The sequence below is a fragment of the Paenibacillus sp. MCAF9 genome, from assembly GCF_052114265.1.
In the GTDB taxonomy this organism is placed as follows: domain Bacteria; phylum Bacillota; class Bacilli; order Paenibacillales; family Paenibacillaceae; genus Pristimantibacillus.
Window position 1 is genome coordinate 231,473 of the sequence record NZ_JBFREL010000001.1, and the last position, 21,886, is coordinate 253,358.

At 42.5% G+C, this 21,886-nt stretch carries 22 protein-coding genes; 17 read left to right on the top strand and 5 right to left on the bottom strand.

Annotated features, from left to right (window positions below):
* Window positions 1-43: 43 nt before the first annotated feature.
* From AB4Z45_RS01070 to AB4Z45_RS01080, 3 genes are all read left to right on the top strand, one after another.
* Window positions 44-454, top strand: a complete 411-nt coding sequence (locus tag AB4Z45_RS01070) for a MerR family transcriptional regulator (protein ID WP_053376247.1) — start codon at window positions 44-46, stop codon at window positions 452-454.
* A 44-nt stretch (window positions 455-498) separates the two neighbouring features.
* Window positions 499-1,827, top strand: a complete 1,329-nt coding sequence (glnA, locus tag AB4Z45_RS01075; protein ID WP_076265805.1) for a type I glutamate--ammonia ligase — start codon at window positions 499-501, stop codon at window positions 1,825-1,827.
* A 488-nt stretch (window positions 1,828-2,315) separates the two neighbouring features.
* Entirely contained in the window at window positions 2,316-2,945 is a 630-nt protein-coding gene (locus AB4Z45_RS01080; protein ID WP_441907517.1) for a hypothetical protein, read from the top strand.
* A gap of 111 nt (window positions 2,946-3,056) precedes the next feature.
* Here AB4Z45_RS01080 and AB4Z45_RS01085 read toward each other — a convergent pair whose 3' ends face one another.
* A complete protein-coding gene (locus tag AB4Z45_RS01085; protein ID WP_083681511.1) occupies window positions 3,057-3,167 on the bottom strand; it encodes a sporulation protein YjcZ in 111 nt (36 codons plus the stop codon).
* Window positions 3,168-3,641: 474 nt separating this feature from the next.
* Window positions 3,642-4,262 (bottom strand): transcriptional repressor LexA, encoded by a 621-nt coding sequence (lexA, locus tag AB4Z45_RS01090; RefSeq protein WP_441907518.1) that lies wholly within the window; start codon window positions 4,260-4,262, stop codon window positions 3,642-3,644.
* Between the two features lie 159 nt (window positions 4,263-4,421).
* On the opposite strand from lexA, the gene yneA reads away from it, so the two are divergent.
* From yneA to AB4Z45_RS01130, 8 genes are all read left to right on the top strand, one after another.
* Complete coding sequence (gene yneA, locus AB4Z45_RS01095; protein WP_441907519.1) at window positions 4,422-4,796, top strand: cell division suppressor protein YneA; 375 nt, start codon at window positions 4,422-4,424, stop codon at window positions 4,794-4,796.
* Window positions 4,797-4,956: 160 nt separating this feature from the next.
* Window positions 4,957-5,676, top strand: a complete 720-nt coding sequence (locus AB4Z45_RS01100; RefSeq protein WP_076265809.1) for an ABC transporter ATP-binding protein — start codon at window positions 4,957-4,959, stop codon at window positions 5,674-5,676.
* Window positions 5,666-7,021 (top strand): ABC transporter permease, encoded by a 1,356-nt coding sequence (locus AB4Z45_RS01105; protein WP_441907520.1) that lies wholly within the window; start codon window positions 5,666-5,668, stop codon window positions 7,019-7,021. Before AB4Z45_RS01100 ends, AB4Z45_RS01105 begins: the two co-directional genes overlap by 11 nt.
* A 26-nt stretch (window positions 7,022-7,047) precedes the next feature.
* Window positions 7,048-8,130 carry an efflux RND transporter periplasmic adaptor subunit gene (locus AB4Z45_RS01110; RefSeq protein ID WP_441907521.1) on the top strand — a complete coding sequence of 361 codons (1,083 nt, stop codon included), beginning with the start codon at window positions 7,048-7,050 and terminating at the stop codon, window positions 8,128-8,130.
* Window positions 8,131-8,251: 121 nt separating this feature from the next.
* Complete coding sequence (locus AB4Z45_RS01115) at window positions 8,252-8,443, top strand: DUF896 domain-containing protein (RefSeq protein ID WP_076265812.1); 192 nt, start codon at window positions 8,252-8,254, stop codon at window positions 8,441-8,443.
* Between the two features lie 45 nt (window positions 8,444-8,488).
* Entirely contained in the window at window positions 8,489-9,478 is a 990-nt protein-coding gene (locus AB4Z45_RS01120) for an aldo/keto reductase (protein WP_076265813.1), read from the top strand.
* Between the two features lie 26 nt (window positions 9,479-9,504).
* Window positions 9,505-10,011, top strand: a complete 507-nt coding sequence (locus AB4Z45_RS01125; protein ID WP_441907522.1) for a hypothetical protein — start codon at window positions 9,505-9,507, stop codon at window positions 10,009-10,011.
* A 24-nt stretch (window positions 10,012-10,035) separates the two neighbouring features.
* On the top strand, window positions 10,036-10,824 hold the full coding sequence (locus AB4Z45_RS01130; protein WP_441907523.1) for an HAD family hydrolase: 789 nt from the start codon (window positions 10,036-10,038) through the stop codon (window positions 10,822-10,824).
* Between the two features lie 73 nt (window positions 10,825-10,897).
* Here the strand turns inward: AB4Z45_RS01130 and AB4Z45_RS01135 are convergent, their stop codons facing one another.
* Complete coding sequence (locus tag AB4Z45_RS01135; RefSeq protein WP_076265816.1) at window positions 10,898-11,446, bottom strand: 1,2-dihydroxy-3-keto-5-methylthiopentene dioxygenase; 549 nt, start codon at window positions 11,444-11,446, stop codon at window positions 10,898-10,900.
* Window positions 11,447-11,612: 166 nt separating this feature from the next.
* On the opposite strand from AB4Z45_RS01135, the gene metH reads away from it, so the two are divergent.
* The gene (gene metH, locus AB4Z45_RS01140; protein WP_441907844.1) at window positions 11,613-15,029 is read left to right on the top strand and encodes a methionine synthase; all 3,417 of its coding nucleotides are present in this window, start codon (window positions 11,613-11,615) and stop codon (window positions 15,027-15,029) included.
* Window positions 15,030-15,139: 110 nt separating this feature from the next.
* Window positions 15,140-16,081 carry a ribonuclease Z gene (rnz, locus tag AB4Z45_RS01145; RefSeq protein WP_441907524.1) on the top strand — a complete coding sequence of 314 codons (942 nt, stop codon included), beginning with the start codon at window positions 15,140-15,142 and terminating at the stop codon, window positions 16,079-16,081.
* 39 nt (window positions 16,082-16,120) lie between these two features.
* On the opposite strand, the gene AB4Z45_RS01150 is transcribed toward rnz, so the two are convergent.
* Complete coding sequence (locus AB4Z45_RS01150; protein ID WP_076265819.1) at window positions 16,121-16,732, bottom strand: SdpI family protein; 612 nt, start codon at window positions 16,730-16,732, stop codon at window positions 16,121-16,123.
* Entirely contained in the window at window positions 16,729-17,016 is a 288-nt protein-coding gene (locus tag AB4Z45_RS01155) for an autorepressor SdpR family transcription factor (protein ID WP_076265820.1), read from the bottom strand. The genes AB4Z45_RS01150 and AB4Z45_RS01155 overlap by 4 nt, the downstream gene beginning before the upstream one ends.
* A 236-nt stretch (window positions 17,017-17,252) precedes the next feature.
* Between AB4Z45_RS01155 and AB4Z45_RS01160 the strand changes: the two genes are divergently transcribed.
* The 4 genes from AB4Z45_RS01160 to AB4Z45_RS01175 all read left to right on the top strand — a co-directional run bounded on the left by AB4Z45_RS01160 (window position 17,253) and on the right by AB4Z45_RS01175 (window position 21,873).
* Window positions 17,253-19,499 carry a DEAD/DEAH box helicase gene (locus AB4Z45_RS01160; RefSeq protein ID WP_441907845.1) on the top strand — a complete coding sequence of 749 codons (2,247 nt, stop codon included), beginning with the start codon at window positions 17,253-17,255 and terminating at the stop codon, window positions 19,497-19,499.
* A 2-nt stretch (window positions 19,500-19,501) separates the two neighbouring features.
* Window positions 19,502-19,627: a hypothetical protein gene (locus AB4Z45_RS01165; RefSeq protein WP_441907525.1), complete on the top strand. Its 126-nt coding sequence runs from the start codon at window positions 19,502-19,504 to the stop codon at window positions 19,625-19,627.
* On the top strand, window positions 19,624-20,925 hold the full coding sequence (locus AB4Z45_RS01170) for a ribonuclease H-like domain-containing protein (RefSeq protein WP_441907526.1): 1,302 nt from the start codon (window positions 19,624-19,626) through the stop codon (window positions 20,923-20,925). The genes AB4Z45_RS01165 and AB4Z45_RS01170 overlap by 4 nt, the downstream gene beginning before the upstream one ends.
* 135 nt (window positions 20,926-21,060) lie before the next feature.
* Window positions 21,061-21,873 carry a TIGR01457 family HAD-type hydrolase gene (locus tag AB4Z45_RS01175; RefSeq protein ID WP_441907527.1) on the top strand — a complete coding sequence of 271 codons (813 nt, stop codon included), beginning with the start codon at window positions 21,061-21,063 and terminating at the stop codon, window positions 21,871-21,873.
* The last annotated feature ends 13 nt before the right edge of the window (window positions 21,874-21,886 follow it).

Genomic DNA, 21,886 nt, shown 5'->3' on the forward strand with positions numbered 1-21,886 from the left:
TTAGAATGAACATATAAAAGAGCGACTGGAAGGTTGATGCGACATGGCTGATGATATTCGCAGAAATATGGCCTTATTTCCCATCGGCATCGTTATGAAGCTGACGGATTTAACAGCCCGCCAAATCCGTTATTACGAGCAGCATGAACTAATCGTTCCTGCAAGAACAGCAGGCAATCAGCGGTTATTTTCATTTAATGACGTAGAACGGCTTTTGGAAATTAAATCGTTAATTGAGAAGGGCGTTAATATCGCCGGCATTAAGCAAGTAATGAATCCTGTATCCAAGGAATCTGATGATGCGACAATTGTCAGTGAGCAATCGGAAGTGAAGCGCCGTGAGCTATCCGATCAGCAGCTTCACCGACTGCTTAAACAGCAATTGCTGGAGAAGAGACCTGGACAAGCTTCGCTAATTCAAGGACAATTGACTCGTTTCTTAAATAAGCGCTAATTTAACATGATAACTATTGCTTCGCAAACTAAGGAGATGATTCTGTGAGTTACACTAAAGACGATATTAGACGTATAGCACAGGAACAAAATGTTCGATTTATTCGTTTGCAATTTACGGATTTGCTCGGAACAATTAAAAATGTTGAAATTCCTGTAAGCCAGCTTGAAAAAGCGTTGGATAACAAAATGATGTTCGATGGTTCTTCTATCGAAGGTTATGTACGTATTGAAGAATCAGATATGTATCTGTATCCTGATCTTGATACATGGGTTGTATTCCCATGGGTAACACAAGATCGTGTTGCTCGCTTGATCTGTGATATTTACATGCCAGATGGAACGCCATTCGCTGGAGATCCGCGCGGTATTTTGAAACGTGCATTGAAGGAAGCAGAAGATCTAGGATACACAGCAATGAACGTTGGTCCAGAACCGGAATTTTTCTTGTTCAAAACCGATGAGCGCGGTGAACCTACGACGGAGCTTAATGACCAAGGCGGTTACTTCGACTTAGCGCCTATGGATATGGGTGAGAACTGTCGCCGTGAAATCGTCTTGACACTTGAAGAAATGGGCTTCGAGATTGAAGCATCCCATCATGAAGTGGCACCAGGCCAGCATGAGATCGACTTTAAATATGCCGATGCGATTAAAGCGGCTGACCAAATTCAAACATTTAAGCTAGTCGTAAAAACAGTTGCTCGCGAGCATGGCTTGCATGCATCATTTATGCCTAAACCGTTGTTTGGCGTGAACGGTTCGGGTATGCACTGTCACCAATCGTTGTTTAAAGGCGATACAAACGTGTTTTACGATGAGAAGGACAAGCTTGGCCTAAGTGCTGCTGCTCGTCACTACATGGCAGGAATCCTGCTTCATGCGCGTGCAATGGCTGCTATTACGAATCCAACAATTAACTCCTATAAACGTCTTGTGCCTGGTTATGAAGCGCCTTGTTATGTAGCATGGTCTGCAAGCAACCGCTCGCCAATGATCCGTATTCCTGCTTCGCGCGGTCTTAGCACACGTGTAGAAGTACGGAATCCAGATCCAGCTGCCAACCCGTATTTGGCACTTGCTGTAATGCTCAGAGCTGGTCTTGACGGCATTCAAAACAAGCTACCTTTACCAGCACCAACAGATCGGAACATCTATATTATGACAGAGGAAGAGCGTCAGGATGCAGGCATCCCGAGCTTACCGCTTGATTTGAAAGAAGCACTGGATGAAATGCTCAGAAGTGATATCATCTGCGATGCGCTGGGTGATCATGCTCTTGCACATTTCTACGAGCTTAAAGAAATCGAGTGGGATATGTACCGTACACAAGTTCACCAATGGGAACGCGATCAGTATTTGACTCTTTACTAAAATTCAAAAACCTCAACGCTGCTGGCGTTGAGGTTTCTTTTTTTGCGTTCAGTTATACAGCTTAAATAAAGCCTAATGAAGTGAAGGCACAGGCATTTGTTAATCATATGTCGGTAAATAACCTATAACATCGCTCAGCAACGTCTATGATGCGCTGAGTTCGGTTTTAGAGATTATAAGAACCATATTTAAGCAGTGGACTCAAAACGCGTCTAAAGAAAAGTATACAGGTCTAAGAGCTACGGTCTAGTGCTTGTATAAAGATGATATATATGCGTCATAACATGGATAATGTGTTCGTGGCTGGTCTTTTTAGGTTGACTAGAGCCAGTACCACATAGAGTTAGTACTATTCGAGTGGTTATATTGTTGTTATATTCATAACAGTTAATCAACCCAAGCTAATAAACGAAATCGTGTCATATATCTTAAACTCAAAAACGGCCTAACTATAACCTGGATATTCTACGATAAATGAGGTGAGCATCATGTCAGAAACTAGAATAGATGAAGAAACTAATAGCAATATTTATGTGCTGCTTACGGACACGGGCACATGGTTTACTCGGATGATCAAATTATTTACTGGTGCACCCTATAATCACGCTTCACTTGCACTGGATATAAATCTAAAGAATATATACAGCTTTGGGCGTAAACGTGCGAACAACCCGTTAATCGCTGGATTTGTCAAAGAAAACGTCTATACTGGGACGTTTCGATATTTCCCTAATACGCGCTGTGTTCTTCTGAAGATTGCTTTATCAGAAAAACAACATGCCGCATTGCTTCAATACATTCGTGAGTTTGAAAAAAATAAAGAAAATTACCGATACAATTTAATCGGATTGTTAGGTGTACTGCTTGAGCTTAATATCGAGCCAACAGATTCGTATTTCTGCTCCCAGTTTGTTGCTGAAGCTATGCGGAGCAGCGGTATAAACTTGTGGGAACGACCATCCGCGCAAGTGACACCTCATGATTTTCTTAAAAATGAGCAAATGCAAATCGTATATGAAGGTTTACTTTATGATTATCCGAAACTTGACCGCAAGAAGCTAATACGAATTTCTAATTTAAGAACAACTGCCGTACTGTTAAGAAAACGTGTAATTTAACTTCTCTCCATTTAAATAACAAACTAATGGTTGGAAGGAGTCTGAAAAGCAAAAAGAAGATCCATCAAATGGATCTTCTTTTGCTAATATTAAGAATGGCTCAAATACGAATTAATATCCGAAGCCAAAGCCGCCGCAACTGCAAGCAATGATCACCAGTAGAATGAATAATACTAAGATGATTCCTAAGCTTGAGAAAGCTCCACCCACGTAACCGGACATTTTTCAATGCACCTCCTTACGAGTTGAATACACAGTATGTTATGCGTAATAAATTCATAGTGATTGGGTGTTTGTCATTAGCTGATTAATTCATGATTTCGTAACTGTGAACGATGAGATCGCTGGCTTTGCAATAAACAAAAAAGTGACTGAATATGACAGACACTATAATTTACTTGCACTTTTTTTTATTATGCGAAAATATAGAAGATCTGGTGTTGGCAAACAAGCAGCTTAGCTAGTTATACAAAAGCATAGTGGAGAGTGGGAGCTGTATCAGCTTGAACGTAATGTTCCCGCACAACAATTTTGGACCCATGTCATTGGAGCGCTAAAAATTAGAATTTTGTTGAAAGGCTTGAGAATGGCAGACGATACCAAACCTTTAAGCAAGATCGTTAACATAATAGTCAAAGAAAAGGCTGAATCAACGTCGTTGATTCAGCCTTTTCTTTATGTACATATTAGTTGGTATTAATGAATATCACGGAAAAGTCCAATGACTTTACCTAGAATCGTTACATTTTGAAGTAATATAGGCTGCATTGTGGAATTTTCCGGCTGCAAACGAATATGATTTTTCTCTTTGTAAAATGTTTTGACTGTTGCTTCGTCGTCCTCAGTCATTGCAACGACGATCTCACCATTGTTTGCCGTTTGCTGTTGACGAACGATAACATAATCCCCGTCATGAATACCTGCTTCAATCATACTCTCGCCCATGACATTCAATATAAAAACACTGCTGTCACCAACAAAATGAGAAGGAAGCGGGAAATATTCTTCAATATTTTCTGTAGCAGTAATCGGCACACCAGCGGTAACTTTACCAACAATAGGTACTCTAGCAACGGAAAGCGGGATAATGCCATCAGAGCTTTCTTGATCCAAAATTTCAATAGCACGCGGTTTAGTAGGATCTCGGCGTATTAAACCTTTTTTCTCTAGACGGTCCAAATGACCGTGAACGGTTGAACTGGACAACAATCCAACAGCTTCGCCGATTTCTCGAACGGAGGGTGGATAGCCTTTCTCCCGAACTTCATTCTTAATAAATTCAAGAATTGAATGTTGTCGGTTAGAAATCTTCGACACTGCAATCACTCCATTAGTAGGTTTGCAAAAAATTATAACATAGAACTCGAGTTCGTACAAACATAAGTTCTTAAGTACAGAGGTTCGTATTTTTTTCGTTGACACCAAACGTTTGTTCGTGTAATCTAAAAACAGAACAAACGTTTGGGGTGTTGATAAATGATAACCAGTCCAAGTTTTTATAGAACCATTCATAAACAAGATACGAACAAAGCAACAAAGGTCAACCGCTTGATTAAGCATTTCATAAAGCGTCATACTGTTAAGCTCGTCGTTTGCACTGCTGTGTTTTTCTTATTGTTTACGAGCTTCCTACTTATGGGGACATACGCTTCGAGTAATACTCCGGAAGCCGCTTCCGCGGAAGAACAAATTATTAGGGTGCAATCAGGCGATACACTTTGGAATATTGCAAAACAAGTTTCAGATGGCAGCCATGATATCAGATATATCGTATATTTGATTAAAGATCGGAATGATCTGCAATCAACAGTTATAAAGCCAGGACAGAAGTTAATTATTCCTAGCATTTAGCTTGATTTTCCATTACAATTCAATAGTTCATACAAAAAATTACTTTCTATTTAAAGTAGATGCAGGCCAATCTACTTCTTTAGAAAGTTTTTTTATGTTTACTGCAGGGTTTACCCTTGGTTTTGCCGTCTATTAAAGGGGACTGAAAGGAGATGCTATTTTGTTACGAGTTGAAGAGTTATCCCACTCATTTATGAATGGGCATGAAACGACCACTGTACTGCAGAAAATAAGCTTTCACGTACATAAGGGAGAAATGATTGCGTTGTTAGGGAGCTCCGGTTCCGGTAAATCTACATTACTGAACTTAATGGCTGGCTTAATGAAGCCTACAGAAGGCCAAATCTTTATTGCGGACCATAATATTGTAACGATGAATGAAAACCGATTGGCAGAGTTTAGACGGAAGCATATCGGATTTATTTTTCAAGCGTATGAGTTGATAGCCAACTTGACGGTTAGGGAAAATGTGGAGCTTCCGCTTGTATTTCAATCGATGCATCCTTCAATACGGAAGAAAAAAGCTCTTTCGTTATTAGAGCAGGTAGGAATTCCTGATAAAGCAGAGTTATTCCCATCTCAGCTCTCGGGAGGACAACAACAGCGTGTCAGTATTGCAAGATCATTGATAACAGAGCCATCGGTTATTTTTGCGGACGAGCCTACCGGTAATTTGGATACCAAAACAGAGGAAGAAATTATTATGATTTTGAAGCAGTTGAATAAAACGATGGATACTACATTTATTATCGTAACCCATGAACGTGAGGTAGCAGCACAAACAGAAAAAATTATCACGCTGCGAGATGGTTATCTCGTAACGGATCAGGAAGCCGCACGAGAAAGTATGCTTGCGGGGGGAATTCAAATTGAGAATTAGTGATATTACAAGATTATCATGGGATCAGGTAAGGCGCAGGAAGGTAGTTACGGCATTATGCGCTGCGGGTATTTCTATTGGATGTGCTGCAATTATAATTGCACTTAGTATCGGTGAATCTGCTCAAGTTTACATTGAGAAACAAATGAATAGTTACTTGAAGATGGATGAAATAACGGTAACAGCGAGTACAGGAGCATACGCTGGCGGCGGAGCATCCACAGCTGATGAAGATTCTTTGCAGAAAGGCAAGTTAACTAAGCAAAAGCTTGACATCATGAGACAAATCGAACATGTCAAAGCTGCTTCACCATATCAACAGCTTAACTATGTGGAGACGATGACGTTAGATGGACTTACTTCACAAATTCAAACTGAAATTATAGGTACAGATATTGAGATGCTTTCCGCTTTTGGAAATGACATCAATCAAGGAGAAGCAACGAATGTATTAGGTACCATCGTTCTTAACTATGGAGCGACAATGGGATTTATTGATGAAGAGTCGAAACGTAAAATTCGAGAGCAAATCGATGCCAATCCCTATGATGAAACGGTTTATCAGCAATTTGAGAAGTTAAATCGTGTGCCAGGGGCTTTATATCAGAAGCAAATACAGCTTCGCTCCTATTCACCTGATGGCCAAGTCGTGTTGAGCGGACCTCTTCGTGTAATAGGCGTGCTCAAGAAGCCAGCAGGGGTCAGTGATGAGCAGTCGATGTATGACAAAAAAGGATATGTCTCATTAGAGACAGCGGAGCTCCTAAAGAAAGAGTTGAAGCTAGGGAGTGATGAGCAGGAAGCTTATAACTCTATTATTGTAAAAGTAGATAACCAAGCAAAGATTGAACAAGTAGAGAAGCAGCTGCAGAAACTAGTCGTTACTACGCGAACAAATCTACAGCAGAAGGAACAGCTCGCAAATGAATTTAAAATCATTAAAGCTGCGGCACTTGGTATTGGTGTGTTTATTCTAATCATAGCTTCGATATCGATCGTAGTAGCGATGACGATGTCTACCTATCAAAGACGTAGACAAATTGGGATTATGAAGGTGCTTGGTGCGAATTTGGCTCAAATCCGCAACATGTTCATCATTGAGGCAGCACTGCTCGGGTTGCTTGGTGGATTGTTAGGTGTACTTTTCTCCTATTGGATTGTATGGGGTATAAATGCCCTCATTTATAACTTATCCGGCGAGACGGACTCTGTCATTATTTTTATTCCATTTATAACGATTCCAATAGGCATGGCTTTTGCGCTTGCTACAGGTATACTATCGGGTATTTATCCAGCAATAAGCGCTTCACGTACGGATGCTTTAACAGCGATTAGACGCGATTAATTTATGGTTGAAGAAGGAGCTTACATATGAAAAGAAAAATAAAGTGGGGAATAATCGGTATTATTATTATTGGGATAAGTTTTGGACTATACAAGATAGGCAATCCTCCTAGGCAAACAGAATTCGTTTCTGATTCTCAGCCAATTACATTCCAAGTGACGAACGAAACGATAGCCAATACGGTTGAAGTAAAGGGAAAGTCATTGTATGAGCAGGAAACACTCATCTATGCACCTTATGGCTCCGAGGTTAAACAGTGGGCGGTAGAAGACGGGCAGCAGGTGAAAAAGGGTGATATATTGTTTAACCTGGATCAGACGGCAGTACAAAACGATATTTTACAAATGGAGGCAGTTCTGCGAAAAGGCAAGCTTGAGGCTGAGTTAAACGATTACCTCAATCAATTGAATGACGAATCAGCGGCAATGGAGTCAACGGAAGAGGCGCGAAAAAAAGTGCTCGTTGAAAGAGAAATCACACGTTTATCCAAGGATGTTAATGAAGTAACAGCGAGCATTCAAGCTAAGGAGCTGCAGCAAAAGAAAAAAATGCTTAATGAATCCAGCTTTCGTTCACCAGCAACAGGAATCTTTTTATTCGATAATCCTAACAAACGGCCACAGGCATTGACCGTCAATGAGTATATCGGCAAAGTCGTTGACTTGAACAAATTGCAATTTATCGCCTTAGTGGGCGAACAGGATGTGTTTCGAATTAAAGCGGGCATGCCGGTCAAGGTGAAGATGAATGCGATGAAAGAGCTGAATCTTTCAGGCAAAGTGCTTAAAGTTTCTAAGTTTGCAAAAACGGGAACGGATCAAAACAATTTAAATCAAGCCGCACAATTTGAAGTCGTAATCGTGCTTGAGCCTAACGAGTATTTGATTGCCGGCCTTAGCCTCAGCGGTGCTATTGAAACTGAACGCAAAGAAAATGCAATATCAGTGCCATCGATTGCGATTATTCGCGAGAAAGATAAACATTTCGTGATGCTCGATACAGGCATTGGTCAATATGAGCGTAAGGAAATAAAGATTGGCCTCGAAACGCCAGAACAAACAGAAGTGCTTGAAGGATTGAAGCCAGGCGATCAAGTTGTTTTGCAATAACGAATGCTGCTGTCTGTCGTTACTTTATTCGAGATGAGCTCTGTTGCCTTGACAACTGATTGGTGGAAATGTAAAAGTAGAGAGTAGAGTTTTTTTCATCATGAGAGGAGTAGAGCAAGTAATGGAATTCGATAAAATTATAGAACGTATTAACGAGCTGGCTCGTAAAAATAAATCGGAAGGTTTATCCGATGAGGAAACGGTTGAGAGAGAAGAGCTTCGCAAGCAATACTTGACTGTTTTCAAAAGCAATTTCCGTCAACAGCTTGATAAAATCGAAATCGTTGATGACAAAGATAATGTTAAGCACTAATGAATGTACTGTGTAATCATTTAATATCCAAGATGGGGTGATTAGATGAATTTCAAACTATTAGGCAAAAGTGGACTAGCTGTTTCTGAGCTTTGTTTAGGCACCATGACATTCGGCAATACGACAAGTGAGGAAGATTCGATCGAGATGATCGATCGTTTTGTTGATCGTGGAGGCAATTTTCTCGATACGGCCGACGTTTATGTGAGCGGTCGTTCCGAGGAAATCGTCGGCAAAGCGATCAAAAACAAACGATCTGACATCGTTCTTGCTACAAAAGTGCGAATGACAACATCGAGCAATATTAACGGAGTAGGCTTGTCCCGCAAACATATTATGGACGGTGTAGAAGCTAGTCTTAAGCGGCTACAGACTGATTATATCGATCTGTATCAAGTGCATGTATGGGATCATGCGACTCCGATAGAGGAAACGCTGCGCACACTGGATGACCTCGTTACTTCCGGTAAAGTTCGTTACATAGGATGTTCCAATTTTTTTGCTTGGCAGCTGATGAAATCACTAGCGTATAGCGATGCTAGCAGATATGTGCGTTTTGTATCGATTCAGCCTCAATATAGCCTAGTGAGCAGACAGATGGATCGTGAAATGCTGTCGCTTTGTTTAGAGGAGAAAGTCGGAATTATTCCTTGGGCTCCGATTGGCGGCGGTTTTCTAACGGGACGCTATACAAGGGAAGAGCCAAAGGAAGGGCGTCTAACTTCCAAAGTAGGCGAGAGCGCGTGGACTCTGCGGTCTAATGATAAAAACTTTGAAATTCTCGACGCATTGCTGGAAGCAGCGAAAGAGCTGGATAAATCACCTGCACAGGTAGCTTTAAGATGGCTCATTCAGCGAGAAGGCATTACTTCACCGATTTTTGGTGCCAGCAAGCTGGAGCAATTTGAAGATAATATTGGCGCCATCGGCTGGGAAATGCCTAGCGAGGTTTGGAACCGTTTGGAGCAAATAAGCGCGCTTCCGGAAGATTACCCTAATCGTTTTATAGAAAAGTTTCGCAGACCGTTTGAATAAGGTATTTAATTAGGAGGAGAATTTGTTTGTCACGTTCCTGGGAGCGCAAAGTGCGCAAAAATATGAATGTCGTAAATAAGCAGCGCAAGAAGCAAGGAAATGGTCAAATCGTTTTTAATGCAGAGAAATCAGAAAAAATCGTGGGCCGCAATTTTATTGCGCCAATTCTTTTGATTTTGTTTATCGGCATGTATGTCATTTTGATGTCCAGCTCCTCTACATTTAAAATGGATACGATGTTTTGGATTACGGTAGGATGCTACATTTTGCTTGCGGCTTTGTTCTTTTTCCGCAGACCGTATATTACGATCGGTAAAGACTACATTCAATCACGTCGTCTAACGGGGGACAAGCGTATTCCAGCAGCATCGATCAAAGGCTTCAGCGTGCAAAAAGGTTATGTGGTCGTGGAGATGCAAAAAGGCGGAAACTGGGTGTTCTCTAAATTGACGAACCGTTTTCCAACCGATGAAATTGGCGAGAAGCTTAAATTATTTGCAAATGCTAATGGAATCGCTTTTCAGCAAAAATAAATAGGCAGGAGAGTTCGAACAACGATGGCTAAACAAGCAGTATTATTTGATCTGGATGACACATTGCTGTGGGATGACCGCAGCGTTAAGGAAGCTTTTGAAGCTACATGCCAAGCAGCAGCAGCAGAATGCGGGGTTGATCCGAGCGAGCTTGAAGAATCCGTTCGCCGTGAGGCAAGAGCTCTCTACGAATCCTATGAAACGTTCTCGTTCACTAAGATGATCGGGATCAATCCTTTCGAAGGACTCTGGGCACCGTTTCTTGAAGGTGAACAGGAGGAATTCCGCAAGCTTGAGTCACTCGCTCCGGGTTATCGGAAAGCAGCTTGGACACAAGGCTTGAAAGCACTTGGCGTTGATAACGAGGAACTAGGTGCGAAGCTGGCTGAGCAATTCCCGGCTGAGCGCCGCTTGCGTCCTATCGTATATGAAGAAACATTCCGCGTTCTAGATGCACTCAAAGGAAAATACAAGCTGCTTTTGCTAACGAACGGCTCGCCTGATTTGCAGCGTGAGAAGCTTGCTGGCGTACCGGAACTTGTGCCATACTTCGATCATATTATAATCTCGGGTGAATTTGGAGAAGGAAAGCCGGCAGCATCGATATTCAAGCATGCGCTTGAGCGTCTTGGCGTAGAGACGGATCATGGGATCATGGTTGGAGATAAGCTGACAACGGATATTCTTGGCGCAAATACGATTGGTATGACATCAGTTTGGATTAACCGTCACGGCGTTGTTCGCAATGACGAGATTGTCCCATCATATGAAATTAAACATTTGGAAGAGCTTCTTCCTTTGCTTGAAGTTTAAACTTGCAACAAAAAAGCCCCTCGCGGACAGCTTGTGCTGCTGAAGAGGGGCTTGCATTATTTTTGATTTAATATTAGGCCTGATTAGCAGCAAACTTGTCGTCAGCAAACGGATGAGCGATCCAGCCCTCTGTTTCAATGAAGAGACGAACGGCAACGATTTGGCGATTATCCATTAGCGTGAAGAAATGCGGTTTGTATTCCGGTACCGAAATGACATCGCCAGCTTCAAGTTCAACGTCGAAATAACCAACATCATCAGTACCTTTTATAATAAAGATGCCGCGTCCTGCTGTAATCGCACGAACTTCATCTTCTGTATGCGTGTGTACATTTTCAAACTTTTTGAGCAGCTCGTCTAAGTTAGGCGTAGCATCGGACAATGCGATAATATCCCAAGTTTGATATCCACGACGCTGTGCCAAATCTTTAATTTCTTCGTCATATGTCGCTAAAATTTGCTGCTTCTCTTCATCGGAGAGAACGAATTTTTGCTGTAAATCTTCTGCTAGCTTGCTTGGATTCCAATGCTCGTAAAGCACCTCTTGCTGTTCTAGAAATGCACGAACAGCCTCTTCCCCTTGAATCCGTTCTTCAGTATTGCGAATTCTAATTTCAGCCATGAACATTCCCTCTTTTCCTATAGAGATTAAATGATATAATGATTATAAAACAAATCAAATGGATTGTCGATGGATTACCTTTTCACCACACAGGTATTCTGATAAACTATGTGTTAATGATTTTTGGGAAGGGTGTAGTATTTTGTCAAAACCGACCATACAACAAATGCTTCAGGAGCGCATACTTATTTTGGACGGCGCAATGGGCACGATGATTCAACAAGCTGGATTAACTGAAGATGATTTTGGTGGAGCGGAGCTGGACGGTTGTAATGAAATGCTCGTTCTGACACGTCCTGACGTTATACAGTCTATTCATGAGCAGTACCTAGAGGCTGGCGCAGATATTTTGGAAACCAATACATTTGGTGCGACAAGCGTTGTACTCGATGACTATGATATTCCTGAAAAAGCGAGAGAGATCAATCTAGCAGCTGCAAAATTAGCGCGTGATGCATGTGATAAGTACAGCACGCCAGACAAGCCTCGTTACGTTGCAGGCGCGCTTGGACCAACGACCAAAACTTTATCCGTAACCGGAGGGGTAACTTTCGATGAGCTCGTCGAGAGCTATTATGAGCAAGCGCTTGCTTTGATCGAAGCTGATGTGGATGCATTATTGCTTGAAACCTCACAGGATACACTTAATGTAAAAGCAGGCAGCATCGGTATTCGCAACGCCTTTGACAAACTTGGCAAAGAGCTGCCGATTATGATTTCGGGTACGATTGAGCCGATGGGAACGACGCTTGCTGGTCAAACCATCGAATCGTTCTACATTTCGTTAGAGCATTTGAAGCCGATCTCTATCGGACTTAACTGTGCGACAGGCCCTGAGTTTATGCGGGATCACCTGCGGACACTGAGTGAAATCGCAAATGCTGCAATTAGCTGTTATCCAAATGCAGGCTTGCCGGATGAGAACGGGCATTACCACGAATCACCAGAGTCGCTGGCTAAGAAGATGTCAGCATTCGCTGAACAGGGCTGGTTGAATATTGCCGGCGGCTGCTGCGGAACAACTCCTGACCATATACGAGTGATGGCTGAAACCATGGCGAAGTATGCTCCGCGCACGAAGATGGGCGAGCATCCAGATGCGGTTTCAGGTATTGAGACGGTATTTATTGAACCGGAAAATCGCCCGATCATGATCGGGGAACGAACAAACATATCCGGTTCGCGCAAGTTTAAACGACTGCTTAAGGAAGAGAAGTTTGATGAGGCTTCTGAAATTGCGCGTGCACAGGTGAAGGGCGGCGCCCATGTCATCGACATCAACTTGCAGGATACCGATATTGATGAAGCGTATGCGGTACATCAATTTTTGCCGCAAGTCGTAAAGAAAATAAAAGCACCGCTTATGCTGGATTCGACTTATGATCATATCATTGAGCTGGGTCTGAAATATTCGCAAGGTAAAGCGATTATTAACTCCATTAACTTGGAGGATGGAGAATCCAAGTTTGAGAAGATTTTGCCATTAATCCATCGTTATGGAGCAGCAGTTGTTATGATTCTAATCGATGAACGCGGTCAAGCGGTAACGCGAGAAGCGAAGATGGAAGTTGCGGAACGTTCCTACAATCTTCTAACTCAGAAATACAAGATGAATCCGGAAGATATTATATTTGATCCAAATATGTTCCCAGTTGGTTCAGGTGATCCACAATATATCGGTTCTGCTGTTGAGACGCTGGAAGGAATTCGGATGATCAAGGAGAAGTTCCCGCGTGCCAAAACGATATTGGGTCTGAGCAACATTTCTTTCGGTTTGCCAGATGCAGGTAGGGAAGTACTCAACTCGGTTTACTTGTACCATGCGACAAAAGCTGGGCTAGATTATGCCATTGTTAATACTGAGAAGCTGGAGCGTTATGCATCGATCCCTGATGAAGAGCGTCAACTGGCTGAAGAGCTAATTTACAACACGACGGACGAGTCGCTTGCTGCGTTCGTTGCCGCATTCCGTGACAAGAAGGTAGAGAAGAAAGAAAAGATTTCGAATCTATCGCTTGAGGAACGTTTAGGCTCCTACGTAGTCGAAGGTACAAAAGAGGGGCTTATCCCGGATCTGGATGAAGCGCTGAAGAAATATACGGCGATGGAAGTCATCAACGGGCCGCTAATGCGCGGGATGGAGGAAGTTGGCCGTTTGTTCAATGGCAATGAGCTCATCGTTGCAGAGGTGCTTCAAAGCGCTGAGGTAATGAAAGCTTCGGTAACTTACCTTGAATCATTTATGGAAAAAAATGAATCCTCCGTCAAAGGTAAAATTATTTTGGCTACCGTAAAAGGCGATGTTCATGACATCGGAAAAAATCTAGTTGAAATTATTTTATCAAACAACGGTTACAAAATAATAAATCTAGGCATTAAGGTACCGCCTGAGCAATTAATTGAAGCTTATCGCAATGAGAAGGCCGATGCTATCGGTTTATCTGGTTTGCTCGTTAAATCCGCACAGCAAATGGTTATTACGGCACAGGATTTGCGTACAGCCGGCATTGATGCACCGATTCTTGTTGGCGGCGCGGCGCTAACACGGAAATTTACGAAAACGAGAATTGGCCCGGAATATGATGGACTTGTTCTCTACGCAAAGGATGCAATGGACGGTCTTGATATCGCCAACAAGCTGATGGACCCTGAGCATCGATCACGGCTTGAAGATGAAATGGCCGCATTTAAAGCGTCTGGCGGAGTATACGAAGAAGAGAAGAAGCCTTTGCCACAATTGACGCGGGCTGTTCGTTCCAAAATTTCACCGGATGCGCCAGTATTTACGCCGCCGGATTTGGATCGGCATATTCTGCGTGATGTACCGCTTCCTCATGTCATACCTTATGTCAACATGCAGATGCTGCTTGGTCATCACCTCGGACTAAAAGGCAATGTTGATCAATTGTTGAAGGATGGCAATGAAAAAGCAGTGCAGCTTAAAGCTACCGTTGATGAAATATTGAAAAAAGGAACAACCGATGGCATTATAAAAACCCACGGTATGTACCGTTTCTTCCCAGCGCAGTCTTCAGGAAATGAAATAATTATTTACAATCCAGTGGACCCGCGTCAGGAAATTAAGCGGTTTACCTTCCCTCGTCAACAGGTGGAACCTTACTTATGCTTATCCGACTTTTTGAAATCAGTGGAAAGCGGCGTTATGGATTATGTTGGTTTCCTAGTCGTAACCGCTGGACACGGCATTCGTGAAATTGCGAATGAATGGAAGGATAACGGCGATTATTTGCGCTCGCATGCGCTTCAGTCCGTTGCTCTAGAGGTTGCAGAAGGAATGGCAGAGCGTGTCCACCATATTATGCGTGATATCTGTGGTTATCCAGATCCTGCGGAGATGACGATGAAACAGCGTCATGGGGCTCGTTATCAAGGCATTCGTGTATCGTTCGGATACCCGGCATGTCCAAACCTTGAGGATCAGGAGCCATTGTTCGATTTGATGAGACCTCAAGATATTGGCGTTGAATTGACTGAAGGCTGCATGATGGAGCCAGAGGCATCCGTATCTGCAATGGTATTCGCTCATCCAGAAGCACAATATTTTAATGTTGAGAAACTATAGCGTATAATAACAAAGAGCCCTTGAGCGTTCGTAATGACGAGCTTGAGAGGGCTCTTCGTTTCAATTCCAGAAGTCGAGGCCGCAGGGCTAAGAGTGGGGTGGATAATAATATGAATATGTGGTTTTTGGGAACGGGCGCAGGAAGACCTTCGAAGTATCGCAATGTAACAGCCGTGGCGCTGCAGCTTCCTGAGCCAACGTGCAGTTTACTGTTATTCGATGCTGGAGAGGCAACGCAGCATCAGCTTATGAGAACACCGCTTAAACTGAATAAGATTGAATACATATTTATTACACATTTGCACGGTGATCACATTTATGGGCTGCCTGGCTTGCTCAGCAGCCGCTCTTTCGATGGCGGAATCACACCTGTACAGCTTTTTGGTCCTGTTGGGATTAGGAGCTATATTGAGACAACCTTTGCGATTAGTGCTACGCAGCTCGATTATGAGCTCATTATCCACGAATTAACGGGAAATGAAGGTGTTGTTTTTGAGGATAATCGATTTAAGGTTGAGATAGCGCCGCTTGAGCATCGAGTGACTTGCTTCGGCTATCGCGTAACTGAACAAGATCAGCCCGGCAAGCTGCTCGTCCACAAGCTGAAGGAGTATGGGATTGAAGCAGGTCCGCTATACGGGGCGTTAAAAAGAGGGCAGTCGGTTACATCTCCGAGCGGATTGCTCATTCACACTGAGGATGTTACCGGCCCAACTTATATCGGGAGAGTAATCACAGTGCTTGGTGATACGAAGCCATGTGATAATGCTATAACCTTAGCGAAAGATGCTGATCTGCTCGTTCACGAAGCGACCTTTGCTGCAGGCATGGAAGAGAAAGCACATGAGTTTGGACATTGTACGACGGCGGAGGCGGCAGAAACAGCTGTTAAAGCAAACGCCAAGCGGCTGGTGATGACCCATTTTAGCGGACGCTACAGCAATGAGGATCTTGTACAGCTTGAAGAAGAGGCTGGCGTACACTTCTCACCTGTCACAGCAGCAACAGATTTTCTACATATCGAAATAAAACGTGCGACTCATATAGAATAAAAAAAAGCAAAAACGTGAGGATTTCCTCGCGTTTTTGCTTTATTTGTTATCTTTGCCAAAGTGAAACGATAGAAATACTGAAGCTAAAACGATGATCACAACAATACCGAAAAAAATGAACATTTGGTATGGGTTTGGAATAAAAGACGAGACAATCATCAGCAATCCGCCAACCACATAAAATTTGGATGCTGCTCGATGTGTTTTTTTCCAAACGTCTTCACTGCCAAGCGTATTAACGGTCTTTATTCCAATATAGCTGTTTGGTTGAAAATGCGGCATATACAAGCCTGCCACTGTGAAAATAATACCAATGATAGTGATGATGACTTTGGTGATATCAATAATGAGTCCGTAACCAGATGCAATGGTAACACCGTGAAGCACGAGCAAGCTGATCAAGACTACATTTTGAACCGTGTGAAGATTAGGCTTTTGATTTTGGGAAGCATGTTTTTTTGGAAGGATGACAATTAGGATGACCATAAATGCTGGTAAAAGCAGCAAGGTAAATGCTTTATGCGCCAATCCATCGAATTCAATGTTCATATCCCAGTAAATTGCCATTTGCTCGGGTAAATCGGGATAGGTTACGATGCTCGCGACTAATGCAATGGCAACAATAATCCAAGAGAAGATACTTGCTTTCATTTCTCTACAATCCCTTCGGATTCGCTCTGTTGAAAGGAATTCATCCAGTCCATTAAGTCGTGGAAGACAGCTGTGTTAAGTGAATAATAAATATGCTGGCCTTGCCGTTCATCGGATACAAGATCTGCTTGCTTTAATAAGCTAAGGTGATGAGAGATGCTGGGCTTAGTCATTTGAAAATGGTCGGCTATTTCTCCAGCAGTTAAGTCACGTTCTCGCAATAGTTCTAAAATTTTTCTGCGAGTAGGGTCAGATAGTGCCTTAAAGGCTAAATTGATTGACATGTAAGCTGTCCTTTCCAGCTGACTTTTGAAGTCGTTAGATATTTAAACAACCATCTAATTATAATATAAATTTACTATATTGGTTTTTGTTTCGTGTGTCAATTTGATAGGTGCGACGTCAACAAATTTGTGGCAAGCAAACGGTTTTTCTTTGGCACTATATATCCAGAACTAAAGACTAGTAAAGGGAACAGATATTCGCTAATATATAGGGTATAGTGAGGTGCTAAGAAATGATAAAAAAGAAATCACTTTCAGAAATGATCCAAAATTTAAGAGCCAATGAAAATATTATAAATTGGACTGAAATAGAGCCTCAAGAGGCAAAAACAAAACCTCTGCCAGAAAGCGTCGATCCAAGAATTAAATCGGCTTTTGCAAAAAGAGGAATAGAGCAGTTATATACGCATCAGCACTCAGCTTACGAAACGATACGAAAAGGTGAAAATATAGTCGCTGTAACTCCGACCGCATCTGGAAAAACGCTTTGTTATAACCTTCCAGTGTTACAAGCGATAGCGGAAGACGACGGCAGTCGAGCTTTATATTTATTCCCAACGAAAGCTCTTGCACAAGATCAAAAAAGTGAATTAACTGAAATGATAAACGAAATGGGAATTGATATTAAAAGCTTTACCTATGACGGCGACACTTCGCCTGCTATTCGAACGATTGTAAGAAATGTAGGACATATCGTCATCACGAACCCCGATATGCTGCATTCCGCTATCCTTCCACATCATACAAAATGGGTAAGTTTATTTAGCAATCTTAAATATATCGTTATTGACGAGCTTCATACGTATAGAGGCGTATTCGGAAGTCATGTAGCAAATGTCATTCGAAGGCTCAAACGCATATGCAAGTTTTATGGTAGCGATCCACTGTTTATTTGTACATCTGCCACAATAGCCAACCCTAAGGAACTAGCAGAACAATTGACAGGGAATCCTATGCGATTAATTGATGATAACGGCGCGCCAAGAGGACGGAAACATTTTGTTTTTTATAACCCGCCGATTGTAAATAAACCGCTCAATATACGAAAAAGCTCTACTGTAGAGGTTAATCAGTTAGCGAAGGAATTTTTGACGAACAAAATACAGACGATTGTTTTTGCTCGCAGCCGGGTAAGAGTAGAAATTATTTTAAGCCATATACAGGAACTGGTTAAAAATGAAATCGGCACTAAATCCATACGAGGTTATCGTGGCGGCTACTTGCCAAATCAAAGACGTGAAATTGAAAGAGGATTAAGAAATGGCGAAATATTAGGCGTGGTCAGCACAAATGCTTTAGAACTAGGTGTAGACATTGGACAGCTGCAGGTCTGTATTATGACAGGTTATCCAGGAAGCGTTGCAAGTACATGGCAGCAAGCTGGACGAGCTGGAAGACGACATGGGGAAGCACTTGTATTAATGGTAGCAAGCAATACGCCTATTGACCAGTATATTGTCCAAAACCCCGAATACTTCTTTGATCGATCCCCGGAATCCGCTAGAATCAATCCGGAAAACTTGCTCATTCTAGTTGACCACGTTCGTTGTGCCGCCTATGAGCTGCCATTTAAAAAGGGAGAACAATTCGGTTCAATAGAAATAGTAGACATATTGGAGTATCTGGTAGAAGAACGGGTACTCACTCAAGCAGCGGATACGTTTTATTGGGCTAATCTGGCTTTTCCAGCTAGTGAGGTAAGTCTGCGTTCTGCCGCACAGGAAAATGTAGTTATCATCGACCAGTCAGAAACTGCGAACGTGAAAATCATTGGGGAAATGGACCGTTTTAGCGCTATGACTCTTTTGCATGATGAAGCCATTTATTTACATGAAGGTGTACAATTCCAAGTTGAAAAGCTGGACTGGGATCATAAGAAGGCTTATGTTCGAAAAGTCGATGTAGAGTATTATACAGACGCGAATCTAGCGGTAAAGCTTAAAGTATTAGCAGAGGATAGGATTGAGAGCAAGCGATCTTCATCCATAATATATGGAGATGTTGTAGTAAATTTTCTCGCAACGCTGTTTAAGAAAATTCGATTGTCGAGTTTTGAAAATATCGGATACGGCCAAGTAAATCTTCCGGAAGATGAATTGCATACCAGCGCAACCTGGATAGAATTGAAAGAGGTAGACCCAGCGATTGAAACAAAAACACTAGAACAGCTGCTTCTTGGAATAGCGAATGTGCTTAGGCATATTGTACCTATTCATGTAATGTGTGACCGAAATGATATTCATGTCGTTTCACAAATCAGGGCCGAGCATACGCAGCTTCCTACGATTTTCATATATGACCATTACCCTGGGGGCATTGGACTAGCCGAGGACGTATATAAACGGTTTGATGAAGTAAAAGAAGCCGCAATAAAATTAATCCGAAAATGTCCATGCGAAGATGGTTGTCCGTCTTGTATTGGCACTGAAATATATGGAATTCATGCAAAACAAACAAGCTTAGATCTGTTGAGGTCATTATGATTATGAAGGATTATATTAGCAAGTACGAAATACAGCTCGCTCATCGCGCTCCGCTTGGACCGATTCATGAGATTGGTTTACGAAAGCAAACATGTTATCTTCTTAATGAAGCGGAGGGCAAACGATGAGCTTATTACGCGATAAAATGAATCGTTTGCGGGGAAACATTCGTGAGGAAGAGAACCAGCCAGCGGCGGTGGTTCCTGCCACTGAAGAGAAGATGGTACAACAGCCGGAAGATGATGAAGAATGGCTTTCACCCGTGTGGGAGACCTTCGATGTCAAGCTGGTTACGAATGAAATTGGAAGCTTTTTGCTCCGAAAAATCATTTATCCGTCAGATTATCGCCATGGTCATCATGCATTAGTAGAGCTGCAAGAGGCTGCACCTGCCTTATCAGCATTTCATCCTGATTCATTAACATCTGCGGAACAAATCATGTTTCTCGATTTGGAAACGACAGGTTTAGGCGTTGGAGCAGGGAACGTTCCTTTCATGGTTGGCATAGGCTATTTGTCAAAGGACCAATTTGTCATCGAGCAAGCGTTGATCAGGCATCCTGCTGAAGAGCGGGCAATGCTTCATTATTTGATGGGGAAGCTGAACGATTATACTTTTTTGTCCACCTACAACGGAAAAACCTTCGATTGGCCGCTCGTTCAAAATCGTTTTATTATGAATGGACTTGGTCAAAAGATGTGGGAGCCTCAGCATCTCGATTTCTTGCATCCTGCAAGATCGATTTGGCGTAATACGCTCGTTTCGTGTAAATTGAGCCATGTTGAAGAAGAGCGGCTCGGTATTCACCGGGAGGATGACGTTCCAGGATCACTCGCTCCTCAGCTTTATTTTCAATTTCTGGCGAATGGAGATCCAGCACCGCTTGAGGGAGTTTTTCGCCATAACGAAATAGATATGTTATCCCTAGCTTGTCTAGCGATTCGATTTGGTCATTTGTTAAACGGAACGATTAAGTTGTATATTCCGTTGCCCGATGAGCCTGAGGAGATGGTGCGCACAGGTCTTTGGCTAGAGCGTATGGGTAAAATGGAGCTTCCTGATCATTTATTCGATTTAGCCATGAAGGAAGAGAACTCAAAACCTTCTACACTAGTCATGCTTGCCGCGCGGGACAAGAAGGCTGGAAATTGGGATCGTGCTGTGTTATTGTGGCAGAAGGCTATTATTCATTCTTCTAATCATTTTGGATCTGCTGCCCATGAAGCAAGCATTGAACTTGCCATGTATTATGAGCATAAGATCAAAGATTTTGAGTCAGCTTTAGGATATGCGAATGCAGCTTTAGAACATGCACTGAATCATTCGCAGCTCATTCGGCCTGATGCCAAAAAAAGAGCGGAGCTCGATGCTTTGCGTAATCGAATAGCAAGGCTGCGCCGCAAATCAACCAAACATGTTCATTAAGAAGCTACTTTTTAAAATAGGATAATAGCGTAAACAGACAGCTGCAGCTCAACTATATAGCTTATCTTTCAACGGAAAACGTAAGCTTGACCACTATAGTGGCGACTGCCGTTTACCCTTGGGAGGAAAACAACGATGACAACGGGACTGCCTGCCATGCGCGGCTTATTAATTGATCTTGACGGAACGTTATATCACGGTACTCATCAAATTGTTGGTGCAGCTGAACTCATCACTTATTTGAGAGAGATTAAGCTTCCATATCGCTTTGTTACAAACAACTCCTCTTCTACACCCGATGAGGTAGCTGAAAGGCTAATGAAAATGGGCATTCCAGCTGCTGCTGAAGAGGTATGCACATCCGCGCAAGCGGCTTCTGAGCATATCGCTTCAATTAAGCCAGGTGCGTCTGTATTTGTCATTGGTGAGGCTGGACTAAAACAGGCTGTGCAAGAAGCAGGCTTAATTCTCACTGAGGAACAACCGGATTTTGTTTTGCAAGGAATTGACCGCTCGTTTACTTACGAGCGATTAACGAAGGCCGTTCGGTATATTCACAGTGGGGCTGAATTCGTTATGACAAATCCTGATTTGCTGCTGCCATCCAGTGATGGACTCATTCCAGGAGCAGGCTCTATAGGAGCTATGTTGAAGGCAGCGGGCGGCAAAGAGCCTATACTCATAGGCAAACCATCATCCATTCTTATGAGCTATTCATTAAGATCGATTGGCTTAAGCGCTGATGAAACATGGGTAGTAGGCGACAATTTGGCAACAGATATCGCTTTTGGAGCAGCTGCTGGCTGCGGTACGATTCTAGTACTGACCGGGCTTACAACAGCGCAAAATATCGAGTATTATATGGAGCAGGCAGGATGCATGCCAACTGTCATTTGCAATCATTTAGAAGAGCTTCGTTCTTATATATCTGATCATAGAGATTGTTAAGACTTATAACGAA

Excerpts from the sequence above, each read along its gene's own strand:
- AB4Z45_RS01070 (WP_053376247.1), top strand. The coding sequence starts at position 44 with ATGGCTGATGATATTCGCAGAAATATGGCCTTATTTCCCATCGGCATC.
- AB4Z45_RS01080 (WP_441907517.1), top strand. The coding sequence starts at position 2,316 with ATGTCAGAAACTAGAATAGATGAAGAAACTAATAGCAATATTTATGTG.
- AB4Z45_RS01085 (WP_083681511.1), bottom strand. The coding sequence starts at position 3,167 with ATGTCCGGTTACGTGGGTGGAGCTTTCTCAAGCTTAGGAATCATCTTA.
- yneA (WP_441907519.1), top strand. The coding sequence starts at position 4,422 with ATGATAACCAGTCCAAGTTTTTATAGAACCATTCATAAACAAGATACG.
- AB4Z45_RS01110 (WP_441907521.1), top strand. The coding sequence starts at position 7,048 with ATGAAAAGAAAAATAAAGTGGGGAATAATCGGTATTATTATTATTGGG.
- AB4Z45_RS01115 (WP_076265812.1), top strand. The coding sequence starts at position 8,252 with ATGGAATTCGATAAAATTATAGAACGTATTAACGAGCTGGCTCGTAAA.
- AB4Z45_RS01120 (WP_076265813.1), top strand. The coding sequence starts at position 8,489 with ATGAATTTCAAACTATTAGGCAAAAGTGGACTAGCTGTTTCTGAGCTT.
- AB4Z45_RS01130 (WP_441907523.1), top strand. The coding sequence starts at position 10,036 with ATGGCTAAACAAGCAGTATTATTTGATCTGGATGACACATTGCTGTGG.
- AB4Z45_RS01135 (WP_076265816.1), bottom strand. The coding sequence starts at position 11,446 with ATGGCTGAAATTAGAATTCGCAATACTGAAGAACGGATTCAAGGGGAA.
- metH (WP_441907844.1), top strand. The coding sequence starts at position 11,613 with ATGCTTCAGGAGCGCATACTTATTTTGGACGGCGCAATGGGCACGATG.
- rnz (WP_441907524.1), top strand. The coding sequence starts at position 15,140 with ATGAATATGTGGTTTTTGGGAACGGGCGCAGGAAGACCTTCGAAGTAT.
- AB4Z45_RS01150 (WP_076265819.1), bottom strand. The coding sequence starts at position 16,732 with ATGAAAGCAAGTATCTTCTCTTGGATTATTGTTGCCATTGCATTAGTC.
- AB4Z45_RS01155 (WP_076265820.1), bottom strand. The coding sequence starts at position 17,016 with ATGTCAATCAATTTAGCCTTTAAGGCACTATCTGACCCTACTCGCAGA.
- AB4Z45_RS01165 (WP_441907525.1), top strand. The coding sequence starts at position 19,502 with ATGAAGGATTATATTAGCAAGTACGAAATACAGCTCGCTCATCGCGCT.
- AB4Z45_RS01170 (WP_441907526.1), top strand. The coding sequence starts at position 19,624 with ATGAGCTTATTACGCGATAAAATGAATCGTTTGCGGGGAAACATTCGT.
- AB4Z45_RS01175 (WP_441907527.1), top strand. The coding sequence starts at position 21,061 with ATGACAACGGGACTGCCTGCCATGCGCGGCTTATTAATTGATCTTGAC.